Source organism: Desulfovibrio biadhensis, assembly GCF_055388615.1.
The window spans coordinates 1,508,053-1,525,137 of record NZ_AP042477.1; the positions used below are offsets into that span (position 1 = coordinate 1,508,053).

14 protein-coding genes are annotated in these 17,085 nt (G+C 47.8%); 8 read left to right on the forward strand and 6 right to left on the reverse strand.

The genetic code is table 11. The features are described 5' to 3' along the window. Position 1: 1 nt before the first annotated feature. From ACZ5EH_RS06610 to ACZ5EH_RS06630, 5 genes are all read left to right on the forward strand, one after another. The gene (locus ACZ5EH_RS06610; protein ID WP_464277338.1) at positions 2 to 208 is read left to right on the forward strand and encodes a DUF1656 domain-containing protein; all 207 of its coding nucleotides are present in this window, start codon (positions 2 to 4) and stop codon (positions 206 to 208) included. Further along, positions 205 to 1,152, forward strand: a complete 948-nt coding sequence (locus ACZ5EH_RS06615; protein WP_464277339.1) for an efflux RND transporter periplasmic adaptor subunit — start codon at positions 205 to 207, stop codon at positions 1,150 to 1,152. Before ACZ5EH_RS06610 ends, ACZ5EH_RS06615 begins: the two co-directional genes overlap by 4 nt. 769 nt (positions 1,153 to 1,921) lie before the next feature. Further along, on the forward strand, positions 1,922 to 2,560 hold the full coding sequence (locus tag ACZ5EH_RS06620) for a VPLPA-CTERM sorting domain-containing protein (protein ID WP_464277340.1): 639 nt from the start codon (positions 1,922 to 1,924) through the stop codon (positions 2,558 to 2,560). Positions 2,561 to 2,969: 409 nt separating this feature from the next. Further along, positions 2,970 to 3,944, forward strand: a complete 975-nt coding sequence (phnD, locus tag ACZ5EH_RS06625) for a phosphate/phosphite/phosphonate ABC transporter substrate-binding protein (RefSeq protein ID WP_464277341.1) — start codon at positions 2,970 to 2,972, stop codon at positions 3,942 to 3,944. A gap of 288 nt (positions 3,945 to 4,232) precedes the next feature. Beyond that, complete coding sequence (locus ACZ5EH_RS06630) at positions 4,233 to 5,948, forward strand: PAS domain-containing sensor histidine kinase (RefSeq protein WP_464277342.1); 1,716 nt, start codon at positions 4,233 to 4,235, stop codon at positions 5,946 to 5,948. Positions 5,949 to 6,053: 105 nt separating this feature from the next. Here ACZ5EH_RS06630 and ACZ5EH_RS06635 read toward each other — a convergent pair whose 3' ends face one another. Then, the gene (locus ACZ5EH_RS06635) at positions 6,054 to 7,037 is read right to left on the reverse strand and encodes a glycosyltransferase (RefSeq protein ID WP_464277343.1); all 984 of its coding nucleotides are present in this window, start codon (positions 7,035 to 7,037) and stop codon (positions 6,054 to 6,056) included. Between the two features lie 668 nt (positions 7,038 to 7,705). Here ACZ5EH_RS06635 and ACZ5EH_RS06640 point away from each other — a divergent pair. After that, on the forward strand, positions 7,706 to 8,353 hold the full coding sequence (locus ACZ5EH_RS06640; protein WP_464277344.1) for a PEP-CTERM sorting domain-containing protein: 648 nt from the start codon (positions 7,706 to 7,708) through the stop codon (positions 8,351 to 8,353). Positions 8,354 to 8,447: 94 nt separating this feature from the next. On the opposite strand, the gene ACZ5EH_RS06645 is transcribed toward ACZ5EH_RS06640, so the two are convergent. Further along, a complete protein-coding gene (locus ACZ5EH_RS06645) occupies positions 8,448 to 9,392 on the reverse strand; it encodes a LysR substrate-binding domain-containing protein (RefSeq protein WP_464277345.1) in 945 nt (314 codons plus the stop codon). Between the two features lie 216 nt (positions 9,393 to 9,608). Here ACZ5EH_RS06645 and ACZ5EH_RS06650 point away from each other — a divergent pair, with 216 nt between their 5' ends. Next, the gene (locus ACZ5EH_RS06650; RefSeq protein ID WP_464277346.1) at positions 9,609 to 10,475 is read left to right on the forward strand and encodes a glycine betaine ABC transporter substrate-binding protein; all 867 of its coding nucleotides are present in this window, start codon (positions 9,609 to 9,611) and stop codon (positions 10,473 to 10,475) included. 134 nt (positions 10,476 to 10,609) lie between these two features. Here the strand turns inward: ACZ5EH_RS06650 and ACZ5EH_RS06655 are convergent, their stop codons facing one another. The 4 genes from ACZ5EH_RS06655 to ACZ5EH_RS06670 all read right to left on the reverse strand — a co-directional run bounded on the left by ACZ5EH_RS06655 (position 10,610) and on the right by ACZ5EH_RS06670 (position 15,499). After that, on the reverse strand, positions 10,610 to 11,014 hold the full coding sequence (locus ACZ5EH_RS06655; RefSeq protein WP_464277347.1) for an HIRAN domain-containing protein: 405 nt from the start codon (positions 11,012 to 11,014) through the stop codon (positions 10,610 to 10,612). After that, positions 11,014 to 11,844, reverse strand: a complete 831-nt coding sequence (locus ACZ5EH_RS06660) for a J domain-containing protein (RefSeq protein ID WP_464277348.1) — start codon at positions 11,842 to 11,844, stop codon at positions 11,014 to 11,016. Before ACZ5EH_RS06660 ends, ACZ5EH_RS06655 begins: the two co-directional genes overlap by 1 nt. A gap of 255 nt (positions 11,845 to 12,099) precedes the next feature. Continuing rightward, positions 12,100 to 13,317 carry an EAL and HDOD domain-containing protein gene (locus tag ACZ5EH_RS06665; RefSeq protein WP_464277349.1) on the reverse strand — a complete coding sequence of 406 codons (1,218 nt, stop codon included), beginning with the start codon at positions 13,315 to 13,317 and terminating at the stop codon, positions 12,100 to 12,102. After that, a complete protein-coding gene (locus ACZ5EH_RS06670; protein ID WP_464277350.1) occupies positions 13,280 to 15,499 on the reverse strand; it encodes a PAS domain S-box protein in 2,220 nt (739 codons plus the stop codon). Before ACZ5EH_RS06670 ends, ACZ5EH_RS06665 begins: the two co-directional genes overlap by 38 nt. 559 nt (positions 15,500 to 16,058) lie before the next feature. Here ACZ5EH_RS06670 and ACZ5EH_RS06675 point away from each other — a divergent pair. Then, on the forward strand, positions 16,059 to 16,862 hold the full coding sequence (locus ACZ5EH_RS06675; protein ID WP_464277351.1) for an acyltransferase family protein: 804 nt from the start codon (positions 16,059 to 16,061) through the stop codon (positions 16,860 to 16,862). Positions 16,863 to 17,085: the final 223 nt, after the last annotated feature.

Sequence of the window (17,085 nt, forward strand, 5' to 3'; positions counted from 1 at the left end):
AATGCAGGTGGTCAACATATATGGTGTATTTGTGCCGGAGCTGGCGATTTTGGCCTGCATTGCCCTGGCCATGAATCTTTGCCTGGTCAAATTGCTGGCCAGGGTCGGTGTTTACAGGCTGGTTTGGCACCGGCCACTCTTCAATCTCGCCCTGTACGTCACCCTGCTGGGGGTGAACGTCATGGTCTATAGCAGGTACTTGCAATGAAAGGTATTATGAAAAACAGCGGCCGGATTCTGTTCACCCTGTCCATGCTGGTGTGCGCGGGGTGGTTCGGGCTGCATTTGTGGCGGTTTTACATGGATGCTCCCTGGACGCGGGACGGGCGCATCTGTGCAGATATCGTCCAGATTACCCCGGATGTTTCAGGGCTGGTCACAGAGGTTTTGGTCGAGGACAACCAGCGCGCACATAGGGGCGACATCCTGTTCCATGTCGATACCAAACGGTACTCGCTGGCCCGCGAACAGGCCGCAGCCGAGGTGGCCCGTACCCAGGCGACGCTGGCGCTGACCCAAAAAGACTACGCCCGCTACACCTCCCTTGCGTCGAGTAAGGTGGTCAGCCCCCAGCGGCAGCAGGAGGCCAAGACCGAGTTGCAACAGGCCGCTTCGGCTTACGAGACCGCACTGGCAAGGCTCAAACTGGCCTCGCTTGATCTGGAGCGGGCCCAGGTCAGGGCGCCGGTGGACGGCGTACTGACGAACTTTTCCCTGCGACCGGGTAACTATGCGCATGCAGGGGAACCCGTGGCTGCGCTGGTGGATGTAACATCATATTATGTCGCGGGGTACTTCGAGGAAACCAAGCTACGGCGCATCCATGGCAAGGACCGGGTCAGGATAGACGTGATGGGCGAAAACAAGCCGATGTTCGGTCATGTGGTCAGTATTGCAGGGGGCATTCAGGATCAGGACAGTAGCGGTTCAGGACTGCTGGCGTCTGTGGAACCCACGTTTTCTTGGGTTCGCCTGGCCCAGCGCATTCCGGTTCGTATCGCCATCGACGATAACCCAGACAAGGTGCAGTTGATAGTGGGAAGGACCGCTACTGTAACCGTGTTGGGAGGGGAAGGCGACGACTCCAAAGGATACTTCGCCTGGCTAAACCCCACGGCCTCACTGTCTGCGGTTGGTGGCGCAGGGGAGTAGCGCCCTTATCTTTCCTTCTGCCTACACCTTGAAAATGCAAGCAGTGTGCTGCGGGCTGCGGGCTGCGGGCTGCGGGGGCACGTTAGGCAGAAGTGACCGGCCTTTGCGGTGGTGGATTCAATCCGCGCCCCAGTAAGGGGTTTTTGCCCATAGTGTACAGGAACAACGCGTGTGCATTGGCTGAAGTGCTTGCATGCTGGAATACTTTTCGTGGTGGTAAATATGTGTGAACTGTAAAGTTGTATTATAGTTGAAGGGTAAAGTAATTGGTTGAAAGAATGCATTGTAAAAGCGATTATGAATTCTTTGGTGGTGTAAAAACTATCTAGGAAGCATGCTGGATAGATGTGCAATAGATGTGGACATTTACTATACTTCGTTAGCAGGGCGTCAAATAGAAGGAAGTGTTCCCTCAAATGACTTGAATATTGATGATATGCAGAATGATAGTATCGACTATGCAATATGCCTGTTGGTATTGTTGCTAGCTGGCCAGCTTTTCTATTTTTGGATCAAATGTGTTGTAGCTGATAGTTTTATATTGTTAAATCTTTCAAGAAAAAGATGTCTGTTTTTTTCAGACATGAGTATTGTATCTCTGGTTTTATCGGAGAATGGTAGGTCAAAAAAATGAGCTTCAATTCTAACTATCTGAAATTATAGTGTTCGCAATGTGGCATGTAGATTGCTAGGAAGCTGGGTACTGATACAGATACCAGGATGTTCATCATTGAGAATAACTTTGGACATTTATGCAGAGAGGCGTCATATGAAAAATTATATCCTTACAATTATTTTTACTCTGTTGCTCGCCTTTGGGTTCGTCTCGGGTCCGTTGGGAGTAGGGGCCGCCCATGCTGATCTGCTTACTACTGTTTATCATGACTACGGGCTTGGCGCAGGTAAAACCGACCCAGGTGGTACTGATGCGTTGTATTCAGATTACGTGCAGGTCAGTGACAGCTCATCCGGCCGTTTTTATGATCTTTTCAACTTCAGTGCGGGCGTGACCAGCCCTTCGATTGAGTACTTTGAGCTCACGCTCAATTTTTCTGATACCGATGATTATAACTACTTCCTGGGGTTCATACCCGTCCCAGAGGACTGGCAGGTAAGGCCGGGCGACAGTAACACCTTGCTCGATATGGCCAGGGTAGGTTCCAATGTTTATGAACAGACTTTCAGATTCTATAATGATGTTGATACCTTTGGCGACATGGTGTCCAGTGGTCAATTCTATCTCTGGTTTGCTGATGAAGCTTGGGGCGGCAACTCCTTTAAGCTTTATGACGCGACCCTGAGTGTCTACGGTACTGATGTCGCAGCCACCCCTGTTCCTGCCGGTGTGTGGTTGTTGGGGTCTGGTTTATTCGGACTGATTGCTGTTCGCCGCAAAGTGAAAAGTTAGGACAGGCGTCTCTTTGCTCTCATTGGGCCGGGTTCCTCAAAACCCGGCCTTTTTTATTGGCAGAACTGGTCGTCAGTGCGCATCTTGGGGCTGGAAGACACTTATACCCTTGCTTCTGTGACCTTCGACCAAAAAGAGGGGCGCTTTTCCTACTACCAAGGGTGATGCATTGCCACCAGAATGATGCGTATTTTTGGTGTAGTTATTATTCTGATGTGTTGCGAACAGAACGGCTCAGGATGCAACCCTGGGCCGTTTTTCATTGCGCAGAAGGGACTAGGAAAGCCTCGTATTCCTAGATTGTTACATCTGCAATACAAATGACACAAAGTTATGTTTCTTAGGCGGGATATATAGTGAGCCAGGATGAACCATTTGGACGCATCTTTAGCATTGGGAAGTGCAACTGATGAAGACCCTGCTTCTGTTTTGTGTGATTACAGCTACATTTGCCTTACAGCCATCTTGGGCAGCAAGTGAAGATGCATTGGTTTTCGGCCTTCCCTCTGGAAGTTCTGAGGACGCCGTACTGGCCATGTGGCGCCCTTTGCTTGATGATCTTTCCGAGGCTCTGCAAAGGCCAGTTACTGGGATGGTTTACGATGATTACGCCGGGGTTATCTGGGCGCTGCGGCAGGGAAATGCCCACATGGCTTGGTTGGGTAATAAGGGGGCCATTGAAGCCGTAGACAGGGCGAACGCAGAGGTAGGCGTCCAGATCATCAACAAAGATGGGCAAAATGGCTATTACTCCCACCTCATTGCGCGAAAAGATTCGGGACTCAAGAATCTTGATGCAGTGCTCAGCAAGGCCGAAGACCTGACATTCGGCATGGGGGACCCCAATTCCACTTCCGGTTCGCTTGTCCCTGGCTATTATATCTTTGCCAAACGCGAGATTGACCCCACCACTGCCTTCAAGCGGATGACCCAGGCAGGGCACGAGGACAATTTTCATGCGGTGTTTGTAAAGAAGGTTGATGTCGCCACAAGCAATAGTTCTGACCTGCAACGCTTTGCAAAACGTTTTCCTGAAGAATATGAGGCCATAAAGGTCATTTGGACATCGCCCTTGATTCCCTCGGATCCGATTGTCTGGATGCAGTCGCTCCCCGACGCAATAAAAGAGAAAACAGCTGCCTTCTTCGCAAGTTATGGGCAAAAAGAAGGGGCGACTGCTGCGCGCGTTGCTAAGGAGCAAAAAGTGCTTGAGGGACTCAACTGGTCGGGGTTCCGGCGCTCTGATGACTCGCAGCTTGTACCCGTGCGGATATTGAAGCTTTACAAAGAGTTGCTTGAGACAAGGAATGACCCGGCATTGAGTGAGGAAAAGAAGCTGCAGCGTGTAGAGAATCTAGAGTTGAAAATAAACTCGTTGCAGTAGTTCGCGTTTTACTGCACTAAAAGTACCTGTCAAAACAATACTGTGTCCATAGTATATCATAAAAAAGTCCCCTTGAATATCTTCATCAAGATACTTCTTCCTGTCATTCTGGCTTGCCTTTGCACGGCATTATTGCTTGTATTTATCTTTTTCAACCAAATGGAGCGGCAGGCTGTAGAAGACCTTAATCTACGTTTGGAAAATTTTACGACCAGCAAGGCGGTTGAGTTGTCAGGCCCTGTCTGGAATTTTGAAAATAATGTTGTAGAGAAGCTGGTGCATAGCTATATGCACAATGATGATCTGCTGCGTGCAGAATTGTACGATGCAGACGGTGAAATGATTGCACATGTTGAAAATGAAAAAACAGGGCCATACGATACATCTATAGAAAGCGTAAAACCTCTCGTTCACAAGGCAGGTGATGATCTTTACACCATAGGTAAATTAAGAGTTGTTTATCATGATGGGCGTGTAGAATCCATGCTGCGTCAAAGACGGTTGGAAAACGTTGTAAGCATACTAGCAGTGATTTTGGTGCTGGGATTGACCATCTGGCTATCGCTGCATCTTATTGTGGCTGTGCCCTTAATGCGCCTTAAGGAATCTCTTGCCGGCAATATTGGGAAAAACAAGTATGATCCCATACCGTTGAAAAGAAACGATGAGCTTGGTGCTGTTGTAACAGCGTTCAATGATTTGCTTGCAGAGGTGGAAAACCAGAAGAAACGCTTAAAGGCGGTAAACAAGACGCTTTTAAGGGAGATGGAGCAACGCGCTCAGGCTGAAAAAGACCTGCAATTGACCGCAAAGGTTTTTGAAGTCTCCATAGAAGGCATAGCCATCATCAATGCTGCGGGTGAAATAGTGAGTGTCAATGCCAGCTTTGAGAAAGTGACCGGCTATGCAGCTGATGAAGTGATCGGTAAGAAATTGCGCGATGTGAAATCGAGCCTGGCTGATGATCAGTTGCACGATACAATTGCGGCCGCCCTTGAAACAAAAGGGCATTGGTCAGGCGACGTTTGGAACACCCGCAAGAATGGCGAATCCTATGCGGACACGCTTTCCATCTTCAAGGTAACGGATGATAATTCTGGTGATGACCATCTCGTCGCTGTTTTTCACGACATCACGAAAAAGAAGCTGGCGGAAAGGGATTTGCTCCGCTCGCGAGACGAATTTGAACGCCAGGTGTCCCTGCGCACCATGGAATTGCGCCAGGCCAATGAAAAACTGATGGAAATGGACAGGCTTCGCAATGCGTTTCTTTCTTCTGCCTCCCACGAACTACGCACCCCCCTTACTTCTGTGCGGGGATTTGTAAAGATCGTACGCAAGGATTTCTGCAAGGAATTTCTTGAACTTTCACAGGAAGATATAAGAAATGGCGAAGAGGCTGCGTTAGTTGCGTTGGTCGACAATCCAAAGGCGCGCAGGATTCTCGAGAATTTGAGTATCATCGAACAGGAAGGCGATCGACTGACCCGGTTGATAGATGACCTTCTGGATCTGAACAAAATTGAATCAGGGCGCATGGAGTGGCGTGACGAACGTCTTGACCTTGGTGAAACGGTGCAAAATGCCATTAAGGTCATGGGGGTGAGTGATGCCTCTGACTGCTCCCTGGAGCTCCATATTGAGGACGATTTACCGAACGTCATGATTGACCGTGACAGATTCCAACAGGTGATAATAAATCTTGTGGGCAATGCCATGAAGTTCGCGCCTCAAGGTTCAATCGATATTCGGGTCGAAAGGGGTGAACAAGGGGTACTACGCATTTCCGTCAAGGATGATGGCATAGGCATAAAAAAGGAAAACCTGGAAAATGTTTTTCAGCGTTTTTTTCAGGTTGAACAACAAGATAAGGATAAGCCAAAGGGCACAGGCCTGGGGCTGGCCATCTGTAAGAACATAGTGGAACACTACGGAGGGCGCATAGGCGTTACCTCCGCCGAGGGCGAAGGCAGCACCTTTACCGTAGAACTGCCCCATGTGTGATGGCGGCGTTAACGGTGTAATGATCTCTCGGGGTGGCGCCTTTTGTCCGGTCTGAAAACGTACGACGCATCTCTCTGCTTTCACCCGCCAGGTGCTGTGGCTGTATCAGAATTTCATGTGCTGGCGTGGAACGTTGTGGAATTTTCCAGGAAAGAGCCTGCGGGCTCCCCAGCGGATGGCCAGGGACCATGCTTTGCCGTTTGCCCCTGCTGCTGCCGTAAGTTTCAACCCTTCGGTGAAGCGCCTTCTGGTGAAGCGGTTTAGAGCGCGTATAATCTTTAAAAAGGCGCTGATGGTCTCCAGGGACGGTGGGTTGAGCGAGGGATCAATAAATTGCAATTGATGCTCTCGCATGCGGTAATATTCTTTGTCCAGGGCTTCTTCCGGTACTATGCTGGTGATTGTCTCGTGCCCTTGGTGCCGTATAACGAGGGGGCGGTTGATCACAAGTGATCCTCCATGTCTGCATGCATCACAAAAAAACATGGAATCCACGCCGAATTGGATGCCATCGTACTCTTTGAACCAGACACCCTTGCTCAACAGACTGCTGGGTAGCATCATTTGCGAGGGTGTTCCGCCCCCCACATCGTCCTGTAAATACATTCCAAGATGAACATATTTCTGTTCAATGAAAAAAGCAGTATTGTTTCCATTTTTTACTGATTGCTTGGTGAGGCGGTTGTGAACATATAGTTCCTCGCCACAAGAAATGGTTGCAATGTCGGAAACTAATCTTGTTGCTTTGGCAAAAATCTCCAGGCAGTCAGCACCAAGTTCATCATCATCGTGGAGCAATTTAATCCAGGGGGCGCCTGTGTCACGCGCCATGGTCAGGGCTGCGTTTGTATTGCCAACCTGCCCATGCGGGCCTGTGTTCTTCGCAATAATGAACCGTGCATCCTCCTGGCAGAGCAGAACGAGTTCGTTCCATTCCTTACCTGTCGCTGTGTCATCATCCGCTATGCAGCATTTCCAATCCGTATAGGTCTGCTCTTTTATGCTATTTATGGCACGGATAAGTAATTCATGTCTTTTGTATGTTGGCAATGCAATGGCGATATAAGGTATATCCCTATTCTCCGTCATTTTTTTCTGTCCTTTATGACGACGCTCATTAACACGGTCATTTAAAACATGGGGGTATCTGACAGGTTTACCTTGTAATTTGTGAGATTTGTATAAAATTAATTATTTCATTCTGGTAAAGAGAGTTCACAAAAGGTTATTGTATGGTAGCGGCATACGTTTACTGCTTTACGTATGAACCCGAAAAGGCTTGGTAGTATGATCTGTTTTAGTAGTACAATAGTTGCTCTGGTCTGTATAGCAATAGGTAGTTACTGTCTCAACCGCAATGTGAAAAAAAGTGAAACTTGCTAATAAATATTAACAAGCCTATTTATAATTAACGTACTTTAATTTGACTCCTGGTATAAAAGCTTTAAGGTATAACTTACAAATATAGGCTAATCAAACCATCTTGGCAATGATAACTATACCTTTAGGAGGTGCCCCGGCATAAAAAAAGGGTGAGGCTTGTAACGGGTGCAAGTGTTGCAGTATTCACAAATAGTGCCTGTTTGCGGACGTTTAGCCACTAACTCCACAGGAGAAATCTGGTGCGCAAAACAGCTTCTATGCCCAAGGACCTTGGAAAATTGTTCACACTGTTTACAGCTTTTGTGTTGATGACCGTGGCATGTGGTTCAAACGCACATGCGAGCATTTATCTTACAGGTGCCAGCGGGGGCGGCATGCAAACATATGTTGGAGCGCCCCCAGGCTTTGATAACGATACTGCAGGTGTTCCGGCGGGGTTGTTTTCCTACTACGATAGAGCCATCAGGTCCGCGGCCAGCGGCAACGATGGTGTAGCGACAAGTTCGGCGAGCATATCTTTTTCTGTCAATGCGGATTCTCTTGGCTGGATAGAAAATGATACGACAGGGGAATTCTCCATCGAAATGCTGGGAAGTGTCATCAGGCCTTATGGAAATACTTGGGCCACGTCGAACAACGATTTCCAGATTAACTTCTCCACGACAAGCTACTACCAGTACGACTTCTCTGGTACTTTCACGAACTATTCAGATGGGAGCGGCAGATCTTATCTGAGGGATATGAATACCTTGGAAGACCTTTACAGCGCGGTTTCCGATGCTGCGCATTCTGAAACGGGCTCCTCCACAGGGATTCTGGCGCCCGGTAACTACCAGTTTGGGTCGGCGTTGATGCTTACCCTGTTCTCTTCAGGGGTGGACCTGGTCAACGCCAACAGACTGATTGCAAGTCTGCAATTGACCCCCACTGTGGCGGCAGTCCCAGTGCCTGGTACCTGGATTTTGCTGGGGTCAGGGCTGCTCGCCCTCAGCATCAGGAAAAGGATGTTGCACAGGGCATAGTCTTTACACCCTGTATCTTGGTTCTGTTGAGCCCGGAGCGCATGCTCCGGGCTTTTTTGTGGCATCAACCGGTGTTATGGATAACCAAGGTGGATCATTGGTTGTTATAATTAGTGTATGCACCGGGCGTGGCATTGCCTTCTGCAAAAAGGCTTTGAGAAGTCGAGCAGTCGTTTACGTTTCTTCCCAGTGTCTCTTGAAAAAACCGGGCTAATGTGGATGCAGCAGGTGACATAACAGCAGATGCCGTATGTAGGGCGATTTCAATTTTTGGCAAGGGCGGCAACCCCTCAGCAGTTCCAAATACTTGCATTTCTGATGAAAGGGTATGCTCTGCTACTACAGTCACCGCCAGGCCGGCAGAAACAGCTGCACGGATTCCTGAGAGGCTGCGGCTGGTGCATACCAGTCGATAAGGGCGCTCCGCCTTGTGAAGCGCAGCAAGAGCATTCTCACGGAAAATACAAAAACCCGGGGGGAAAAGAGCCAAAGGTAATGGGTGTAGCAAATGCGCTTCTTTGTTCTTCGCACCTGCCCAGACAAGCTGTTCGCTACGGATTAGTTCGCCCCCCTGCGAATTGCGTTGGCGTGTAAGCAGTGCCAAGTCGATGCGACCCTTATGTAATAATCCAAGTAAATCTACAGATAGTTCACAAAAAAGCTCCAATTGTACATCAGGGTATTGGCTTCCATATCGCTCCAGGACCACAGGGAGAAGGTGTGCCGCATAATCTGACGGGATGCCCAGGCGGACCGTGCCCTGAACCCGGCCCACCACGTCCAGGTCACAGAATGCTTCGTCGTTTATGGCTAAAATTCTCTTTGCGTGGTTGAGCAATAATTCACCTGCCTCAGTTAGACGGACGTTTCTGTTGTCCCGACAGAGCAACTTGACTCCAAGCTGCTTCTCCAGGCGTCTAATCTGTGCGCTGACTGCTGATTGGGTGAGGCAAAGATTTTTGCTGGCAGCTGTGAAGCTGGCATTGGAAGCAACCTCCAGAAAGCTGCGGAGAAGGTGGATGTCGAGATTCTGTTTCATGCAGTGCCGATCGTTCTCATAATCATGATGATTCTTTGTTGTTCATAAAAAAGCAAGATGCGTAGTCTTCGCATTTTGGAGCGGTCACAAAGCTTGGTCGTCTATGATCTGTCCAAAAGTAGGGGAGAAGAATTAGCAGACTGAGCATGTCCACGCAATTTGAAGTTGTCGATCACGTGTGGAGTAATTAAAACAAGTAGTTAAAATGGAGGAAAAATGAAGATTGTTCATTTTCTTAGTATTTGCGGTTTGGCTTTTGTCTTGGGAGGCATGTGCTTAGCCCCAACCTTACATGCAGAAAACAAGGCGAAAGTTGAATTAGCCTATGTGGAGTGGTCGTCGGAAGTGGCGTCACACAATCTTATTAAGGCTATTTTAGAGCAGGAAGGCTATGAAGTGGAACTAACTCCAGTTTCTGTGGGCCCCATGTACATGGCAGTGGCTTCAGGCGACGTGGATGGAACCCTTGCTTCCTGGCAACCCATCCAGCGCGATAACCTCAAGGCTGTGGCCAGTCGTTTGGAGAATCTTGGGCCGAACATGGTAGGCGTGCAAAGCGGTCTCGTGGTTCCTGCCTATGTGAAGGTGGACAGCATTGCTAAACTTAACGACATGGCAGAGAAGTTCGATGATGATATCATTGGCATTGATCCCGGTGCGGGCGTTATGCAGCAAACTGAAAATGCCATGAATACATATGGGCTGGACAACTTCGAACTAATGGATTCCACTGGTGCCATGATGACCGCTACTCTGCAGGATTGCATCCGACAGGAAAAGTGGTGTGTGGTTACTGGCTGGACTCCCCATTGGATGTGGGGGCGTTGGGACCTTAAATATTTGGAAGATCCTGAAAATGTATATGGTAAGGCCTCCGACGGTGCTATCCTGACTTTGGTGCGCAAGGGGCTCAAAAAAGATATGCCTCATGTGTATGAGGTGTTAGACAACTTCCAATGGTCCCCCGATGATATGGCAGAGGTAATGAATTGGATCAAGGATGGTATGAAGCCCGCTGACGCAGCAAAGAAATATATGGAGAAATACCCTGAAAAAATAGCCGGCTGGACGAAAAACTCATAAAGCTTGAAATGCAGCAGTCAAGGTGTGCTATTTTTAGCCTTGGTTTCTGAAAAAGTTATGGCCTCCGCCGACAAGCGGGGGCTTTTTTCTGATTACAAGCGGTGTTTAAGGTGTCACGATTATATTGCCTGCAGTCAAATTTCCTTCATAACCAAGTCGACGGTGATGTCCACCCATTCGCTTTCGGCTTCGCAATGCAAATGGGTGATTTTCGCAGTAATAATTTTTCCGGCGTCCAAAAGTCGCGCAATGACGGTGTTGTCCTTGCGCGGCACATACCCCAGCTTTTTTCCATCAGGGGTGAATACCTCAATCGCCAATTTGTCATGAGGATTGTCAGGTTGCCGTATGAGGACAAGCTCCTGGCCTGATTTGAGCTTGCCCTCCGTGCGAGGAGCGTCGTAGAAGCCGGTGCCAGCGATGTGCACATGCAGCAGAAATATCTCCTGGCCGAACGGCATGGCTATTTCGCCCTTGCCAAGGGTGAGGTGCATCAACTGGTTTGTCATGCCATGGCCTTTGTCAGGGAGGGTGGCCATCACTGCACCCTGCTGCCGGTCATGCTGCATAGTTCATTGTACATTTTGCGCAGTGCATCACGTCGCACCGCCATCGCGTCGGTTACCTCCGTAAGCTCCCTTTGTTTTGTTTTGATCCACTCCGGATCGTACAATTCTTTTTGCAGACAGAGTGGGGGGGTAGTCTCAATGCTCTTCACGCGTTGTGTGTACTCAAGTACGACAGATTCTAGACGGTTGCGCTCTTTTTTCAAGGCTTCAATGCCAGCACTCCCATCCAGGTCGTTCAGTTCTTCATGGTTGTGCACGGCAACAAGAAGCGCTTCGAGTTTATTGATGTCGCCCTTGACATAAGCATCCTGGACGCTGCTCCAGTACAGGGTGTGCGCATCAGAAAACTGGTTGAGATCAGGGTGTAGCAAGCGGCAGAGCTTCCGGTATAATCTTTTGAGTGTTTCTGTCTCTTGTTTGCTGAGAAATGACACCGTGTTGAGAAAAGATACGCTGGCATTGAGCATGCGTTCCTTTTCCTTAATCTCTTTATGCCATTTTTCTTTCATGGCATGTACTTCCTGCTCCAGCTTAGCCAGGTCTTCCGGTGAAATGCTTCTTCCGTGGTTCATAATTGCAGTAAGGCGCTCAATTCGAAATTTGAATTCGTTGACCGCGACTCGGATTTTAAGCAACGCATATTCAAACGTGCCGATTTCCTGCTCATATTTTGCGAAAAGCAGGGGCTGCCGGTGGTTTTTCAGGTAGGCTTCCTGTTCCAGAAGTTGACTCGTCTGCTGCCGGAGATCATCAATCTGGAAAAGCAGTTGCCGCGCTTCTGGATGTATTTCCAAATCCATCAGATGTATCTTTATTTTTGCTTGTATTTATAGAAGATGCGCTATCCTCTTACCACTATTGCCCAAAAGAGATCAATTGCCCGATGGGGCGATGGCGGGAAAAGTTATTTCGAAAACAGTTTGCTATGAGAATTGTACGTAAAATGATGATTGGTTGCGCCTCCAGGTTGCGGCTGGCTCGGCAGCCGCAGGGGGCGGTGTGTATGGCGGCTTTACAGATCGTGTATGTTCAGGGGCAGCGTCTGGGTGTTCTGTCTACCAAGCCATGGTAAAGAAGCGATTCGCCCAGTCCAGCGCTTCTATTTCACTTTTACTGATGGTGGAAAGGCCTATGCCCAGCTCCATTGCGCGTGCGTCCAGTTGCAGCCAGTTTGCTTTTTCCTTTAGTTGGGTAAGCTCAAGCCAGGGAAGGAGCTCACTTGGATGCCCCATTAATGCGTTTATTACGTCTTCATCGAGTTGCAGTTCCTTGAAAATATCCTCGTAACGTTTTTCCAGAATGGCCTCCAACAGGGAAAACAGCCCGAGAAGGTACATTTTATCCGCGATTTCCGTCTTGCCGGAATAGAGCGCAAGCAGTTCCAGAAATTTGGCACGTACGGCGGACGCATGGGCAATTTCGCGGGTCTGGTTAGAGGGCGCCATATCGCTCACTATGATAAGATGCAGCCAGTTTTTGAGACGCTCCATGCCAACAAGCGCAATGGCCTGGTGGACGGAATCTATGGTGCGGATAAAAGAAAAGGCTGCGGAATTTACGAATTTTAGCAGGCGCAGGGTAATGCTCACATCTGCTGAAATGGCTTGCGCCAGCTTTTTTACATCGCGCTCTCCGGATTCAAGTAATTGAAGTATTTTTAGCCTGTTGACGGTGGAAACGGCAAAAGGTTTTACCGAATATGTCTTCGGTAACTGGAAAAAAGCGCCTTGCAGAAGATCGGCGCCGTAATCGCAGGCCTTTTTCGCTTCTTCCTGTGTCGCTATGGTGGTTACCAGGAGTTGGGCCCCGTTCCGGTGCAGACTATGCAGCCAGTCCGTGGTTACCTGATCGATAGATGTAAAAGGAACTGCAACAATACCTATTCCGTCGGGAAGAGGCGCAGGGAATTGACTGTTTGCTCCCAAATCAAGGCAAAGAGTTGCTCCGCTGTCCTTCACGGCAAGCAGTTCTTTCTGGATCGCATCGTTTGTGAGTGTTGCCAGTGGGGCTTGCAGCACTATCTTTTCCTGGGCCAGGGCGCGCGCATGGCCGTCTTTGATAAAGCTCTCCGTTGCTTCAAGAAGACAGTAGGCCTCCCTGAAGTCAAAATCAGGGGAATTCATGAGGGAAGCGGCAATATTCAGGGGCGATTCTACCTGGTCTGCATCCGCTACAGGCGCCCCCTCCGCATTGGAGCGATATAGGAGTTCGTACCCCCAGACATTTCTGTCGCGGTCAAAAATTGGTTGGCGTGCTACAAACAGGGTGTTCATTGTCTGCGTACTCCTGTGAGACCACGGTTTGCGGAAGAACCACCGTTATGGTCGTGCCTTGGGAAGCGGATGAGTCAAAAAATATCTCGCCTTCATGCGCCTGTACGATCAGCTTGGCGGAATATGTCCCCAACCCTGTGCCCTTGTACTTTCCATGCGTAACGTATTTGCCAAAGAAATTGTCGCGGATGGCGGCTGGCACTTCGCCCCAGTTGTGTATTTTGATGGTGAAAGGTTCATCTGGAAAAACCGTTACCGTAACGGTTTCATGCTTTGGGGAGGCCTCCACAGCATTTTTAATGAGGTTGGAGAGCAGGAAGGGGATGAGGGTTGTGTCTCCCTGGAGACAAATGAATTCGGTGCTGCTGAAACTCCTTTCCTGCAGTTGTTTGGCGAGCGTGACCCCCTTCTGTTTTAAAAGAAAGGACAACTCGCCCTCGATCTGCTTCAACGTACTGACGAAATCCAGGGGTGATCTGGTAATTTTATACGTCCCCGTCTCCATTTGGTATAAGGAAAGGGAAGAGTCGATGAGATTCAACATCCTGCGGCCGGATTCTTCTATGAAAGAAAGCATTTCGACTTCTGTTTCAGAGAAAGAACCGCTGGAAATCAGGATGCCTGGAAAATTTATGATGCCATTAAGGGGGGCTTTGAGGTCATGACGTGCAATGCGTTCGATGTCCTCTTTCAGCTCTTCGGCTTCCTTGGCGCTGGTAATGTCCACGGCAACCACAAGAATTACCTTGCCCCCTGTAACCCAGTGGTGGATTTTTGCGGTACAAAGGTACCAGCGTTCGTTTGTAAAGCGGAGTTCTTGGGATTTTGTATGCCCTATTTCGCTGAATCGTATTTCATCCAGGGCAAAGGGCCACGACGCAGGGTCGGCCAGCAAAACGTCCCTGGCGATGCTGCCCGTGAGGCTTTTATCCACCGCTTTCTGCAGGTAATTATTGGCATAGACAATGCGCATTTCCTCCAGTTCCATAACGTAGACCCCGGCTTCAATCTGCTCCAGAATACCGAGTAACTGCCTGCGCGCAGCTTCAGATGCCAGCTCCGCTTCTTTGCGCGCCTGGGTGTCTGATACAAACGCCTCGTAATGTTCAAACTCCCCATTCTTGTCATATACCGCACGTACGGTGCGCGATGTCCAAATTTCCGTACCGTCTTTACGTTTGATCTTACATTCAAAGTCATTCACGTAGCCAAGGGCGTTTATTAGCGCCAATAATTTTTGGCGATCATTGGGATCAACAAAGAAGTGGGATACGGAGCGCGCTGCCTGCAGCATCTCTTCTGGAGAATTATAGCCGTATAAACGGGCATGGGCGGAGTTGACCGAAAGATACTCTCCTTCCTTTGTAACAGAGCAGATGCCGATGGGCGCTTTCTCTATAAGCAAGCGATGCCGCTCTTCGCTTTCTTTCAGGGCCTGCTCAGCTTTATTGCGTTCGGTTACGTCAAAGAGCAGTGAGTGCATGTATATTTTTCCATGGTGCCCAACAGGAGTGCTGCGTACATCCACATCTCGTAGGGTTCCGTTTCTTAGTTTGTGCCTGAAATGGAACAGGTTTATTTTCTCTGCGCGCGCCTTTCTGATTTCTGCGGCAAGCTCTTCTTCGGTAAGGATGTTGATTTCGAAAATGCGCATGCGTTTCATTTCGTCGGCGCTGTAGCCGTAAAATGAGCACGCTGCCTTGTTGGCTTCGACAATTACCCCCGTGTCTGGGTCTATCAGCAACTGCATGGTCGGGTTGTCCGTGAACAGCTTTTGATAGGGGTCTGCGTGTTCTAAAGGCAGACCAGGGGCACAATCCTGAAGCACAGGGGCAGGGGGGGGTGAGCCGTCATCCCCGTTGTCCCAGTTGTCTGGGGCGGGTGATTTTGGAGGGCCAGCCAACCACTCCAAAAAGGATGCAGGATTTTCAGCGATGCGCTGGACTACATCTGGTGATCTCCTGCCGGCTAGCACCAGCAACAATTCCAGGGGCGTTTTCAAAACGCCCGCAAAAGCGTGCATTTCTTCGTCGGAAAGGGCAATTTCGCCCCCTTCTTCCAATAAGGAGAGGGCGGCAGGAGTCATGTTGGCCTGGGCTGCTACTGCTTCCAGGGAATAGCCGCCGAAAGCGGCGTCCAGGTCAAGGCGCTTGTGTCGTATATAATCACCAAAAAAATGCATATAAAAACAGCATATCCTTATTGTTATTTCTACAATGCAAACTTTATAAAATTCTACAGGGAAAAAATAACATGTAATTATAGGTGTATGTGGAAATGTTTTATATTGAACTAAAATTTAAAGACTACACAATGAAAAACTTTGGTGAAATTCCTTATATGCATCACCTTGCAGAAGAAACTATCTCTGTGTGTTGCAGCAGTGCAATTATATTTTAAACAATTTGATATCTTCCCGCCATTAACGTTGGGTATGGGCCAGGGGCGCAAACAGTGAAATAGAAAGCTGCCTTGACTTCGATGATTTCGCCGACATCTTTGCCGTTTTTTCGACTTCAACAATAAAGGTTTGTTCGTAGAACCCTGTTTTCAACTGCTGTTAAAGGGATATAACCTGACAGCAGTGTCTCCGTTTTCGATAGATGGTTGCAATAGTGATAGATATTGTCTAGGAGGATTTTTATGGTCGATGGGAAAGATATACGTAAATACGCTTACAAATATTATGGTGCATCGATTAGGTTGTTGGCCCGAAGTACGGTGGATATTAACTGAAACCTGTGCATAAGCAGATAAAAGCTGAACATTGCAGGGGGGGCAAAGAGGTGTGCAGCTATTCCAAAAAACGAAAATTTCTTTATGACATGCACTATTTTCGTGCATTTGCAATTGTAAATATTCTTTTTGCCCATACATGGAAGATACCACCTTCCATTTCTAATGAATACAAAACTCTAAATGTTCTCTCAGAAGTCCTTTTTCATGATAGTACAATATATTTTATATTTATATCCGGTTTTCTTTTTCATTACTTGTCTTTTAACTTTTCTATAGCAAAGTATTATAAATCAAAAATTTTTAATGTGATTACTCCTTATATTGTTGTCAGTACATTTGTATTTATTCTTAAAGCGGTATTGGCTAGTGACATGTTTCATCTTAACCTTTCCGTTGACCTCTCTTTCTCAGGATATCTTACAACAATAATTTACGGTAGGGCTCAAATTCCATTTTGGTATATTCCATTCATATCTGGAGTTTTCCTTGTCAGCCCAATATTGCTAAAGATTAAGAAGGCACATTTTATATGTTTTGTATCTGTCCTCATGCTGCTCCCATTGGCAGGAACAAGGACGGGAATAGAAATTAGCATTGGACAGTATATTTATTTTTTCCCAATGTACTGTTTTGGTATGTTGTGCTCGAATCATTATGAATATTTTTTACATATTAGTGATAAATTTAAGACATTTTTTGTTTCTATTGCACTGTTAACATCAATAATGATTTTTATATATTTGTATTATGGTGGAGAGGTCAGGGCTATTGAGGGCGTCTTTTATGAACAAAAATGGCAATTTTGATGATAGTAATAACAATACTTCAATCCATCAAGCAAAAGAAGATAAAGATGCTGGATATGATCGCAAATTATAGTTTTGGTATCTATTTTTTACATTATTTGTTGTTTGAATTTTTATGGCGCGTTTACATGAGAGTGTTCCATGGTGGTGGTGAATTTTTTTGGAGTATTATTTTTACAATAACGCCAGTGATTATTTTAACGATGCTACTTGTTGGCTTTAA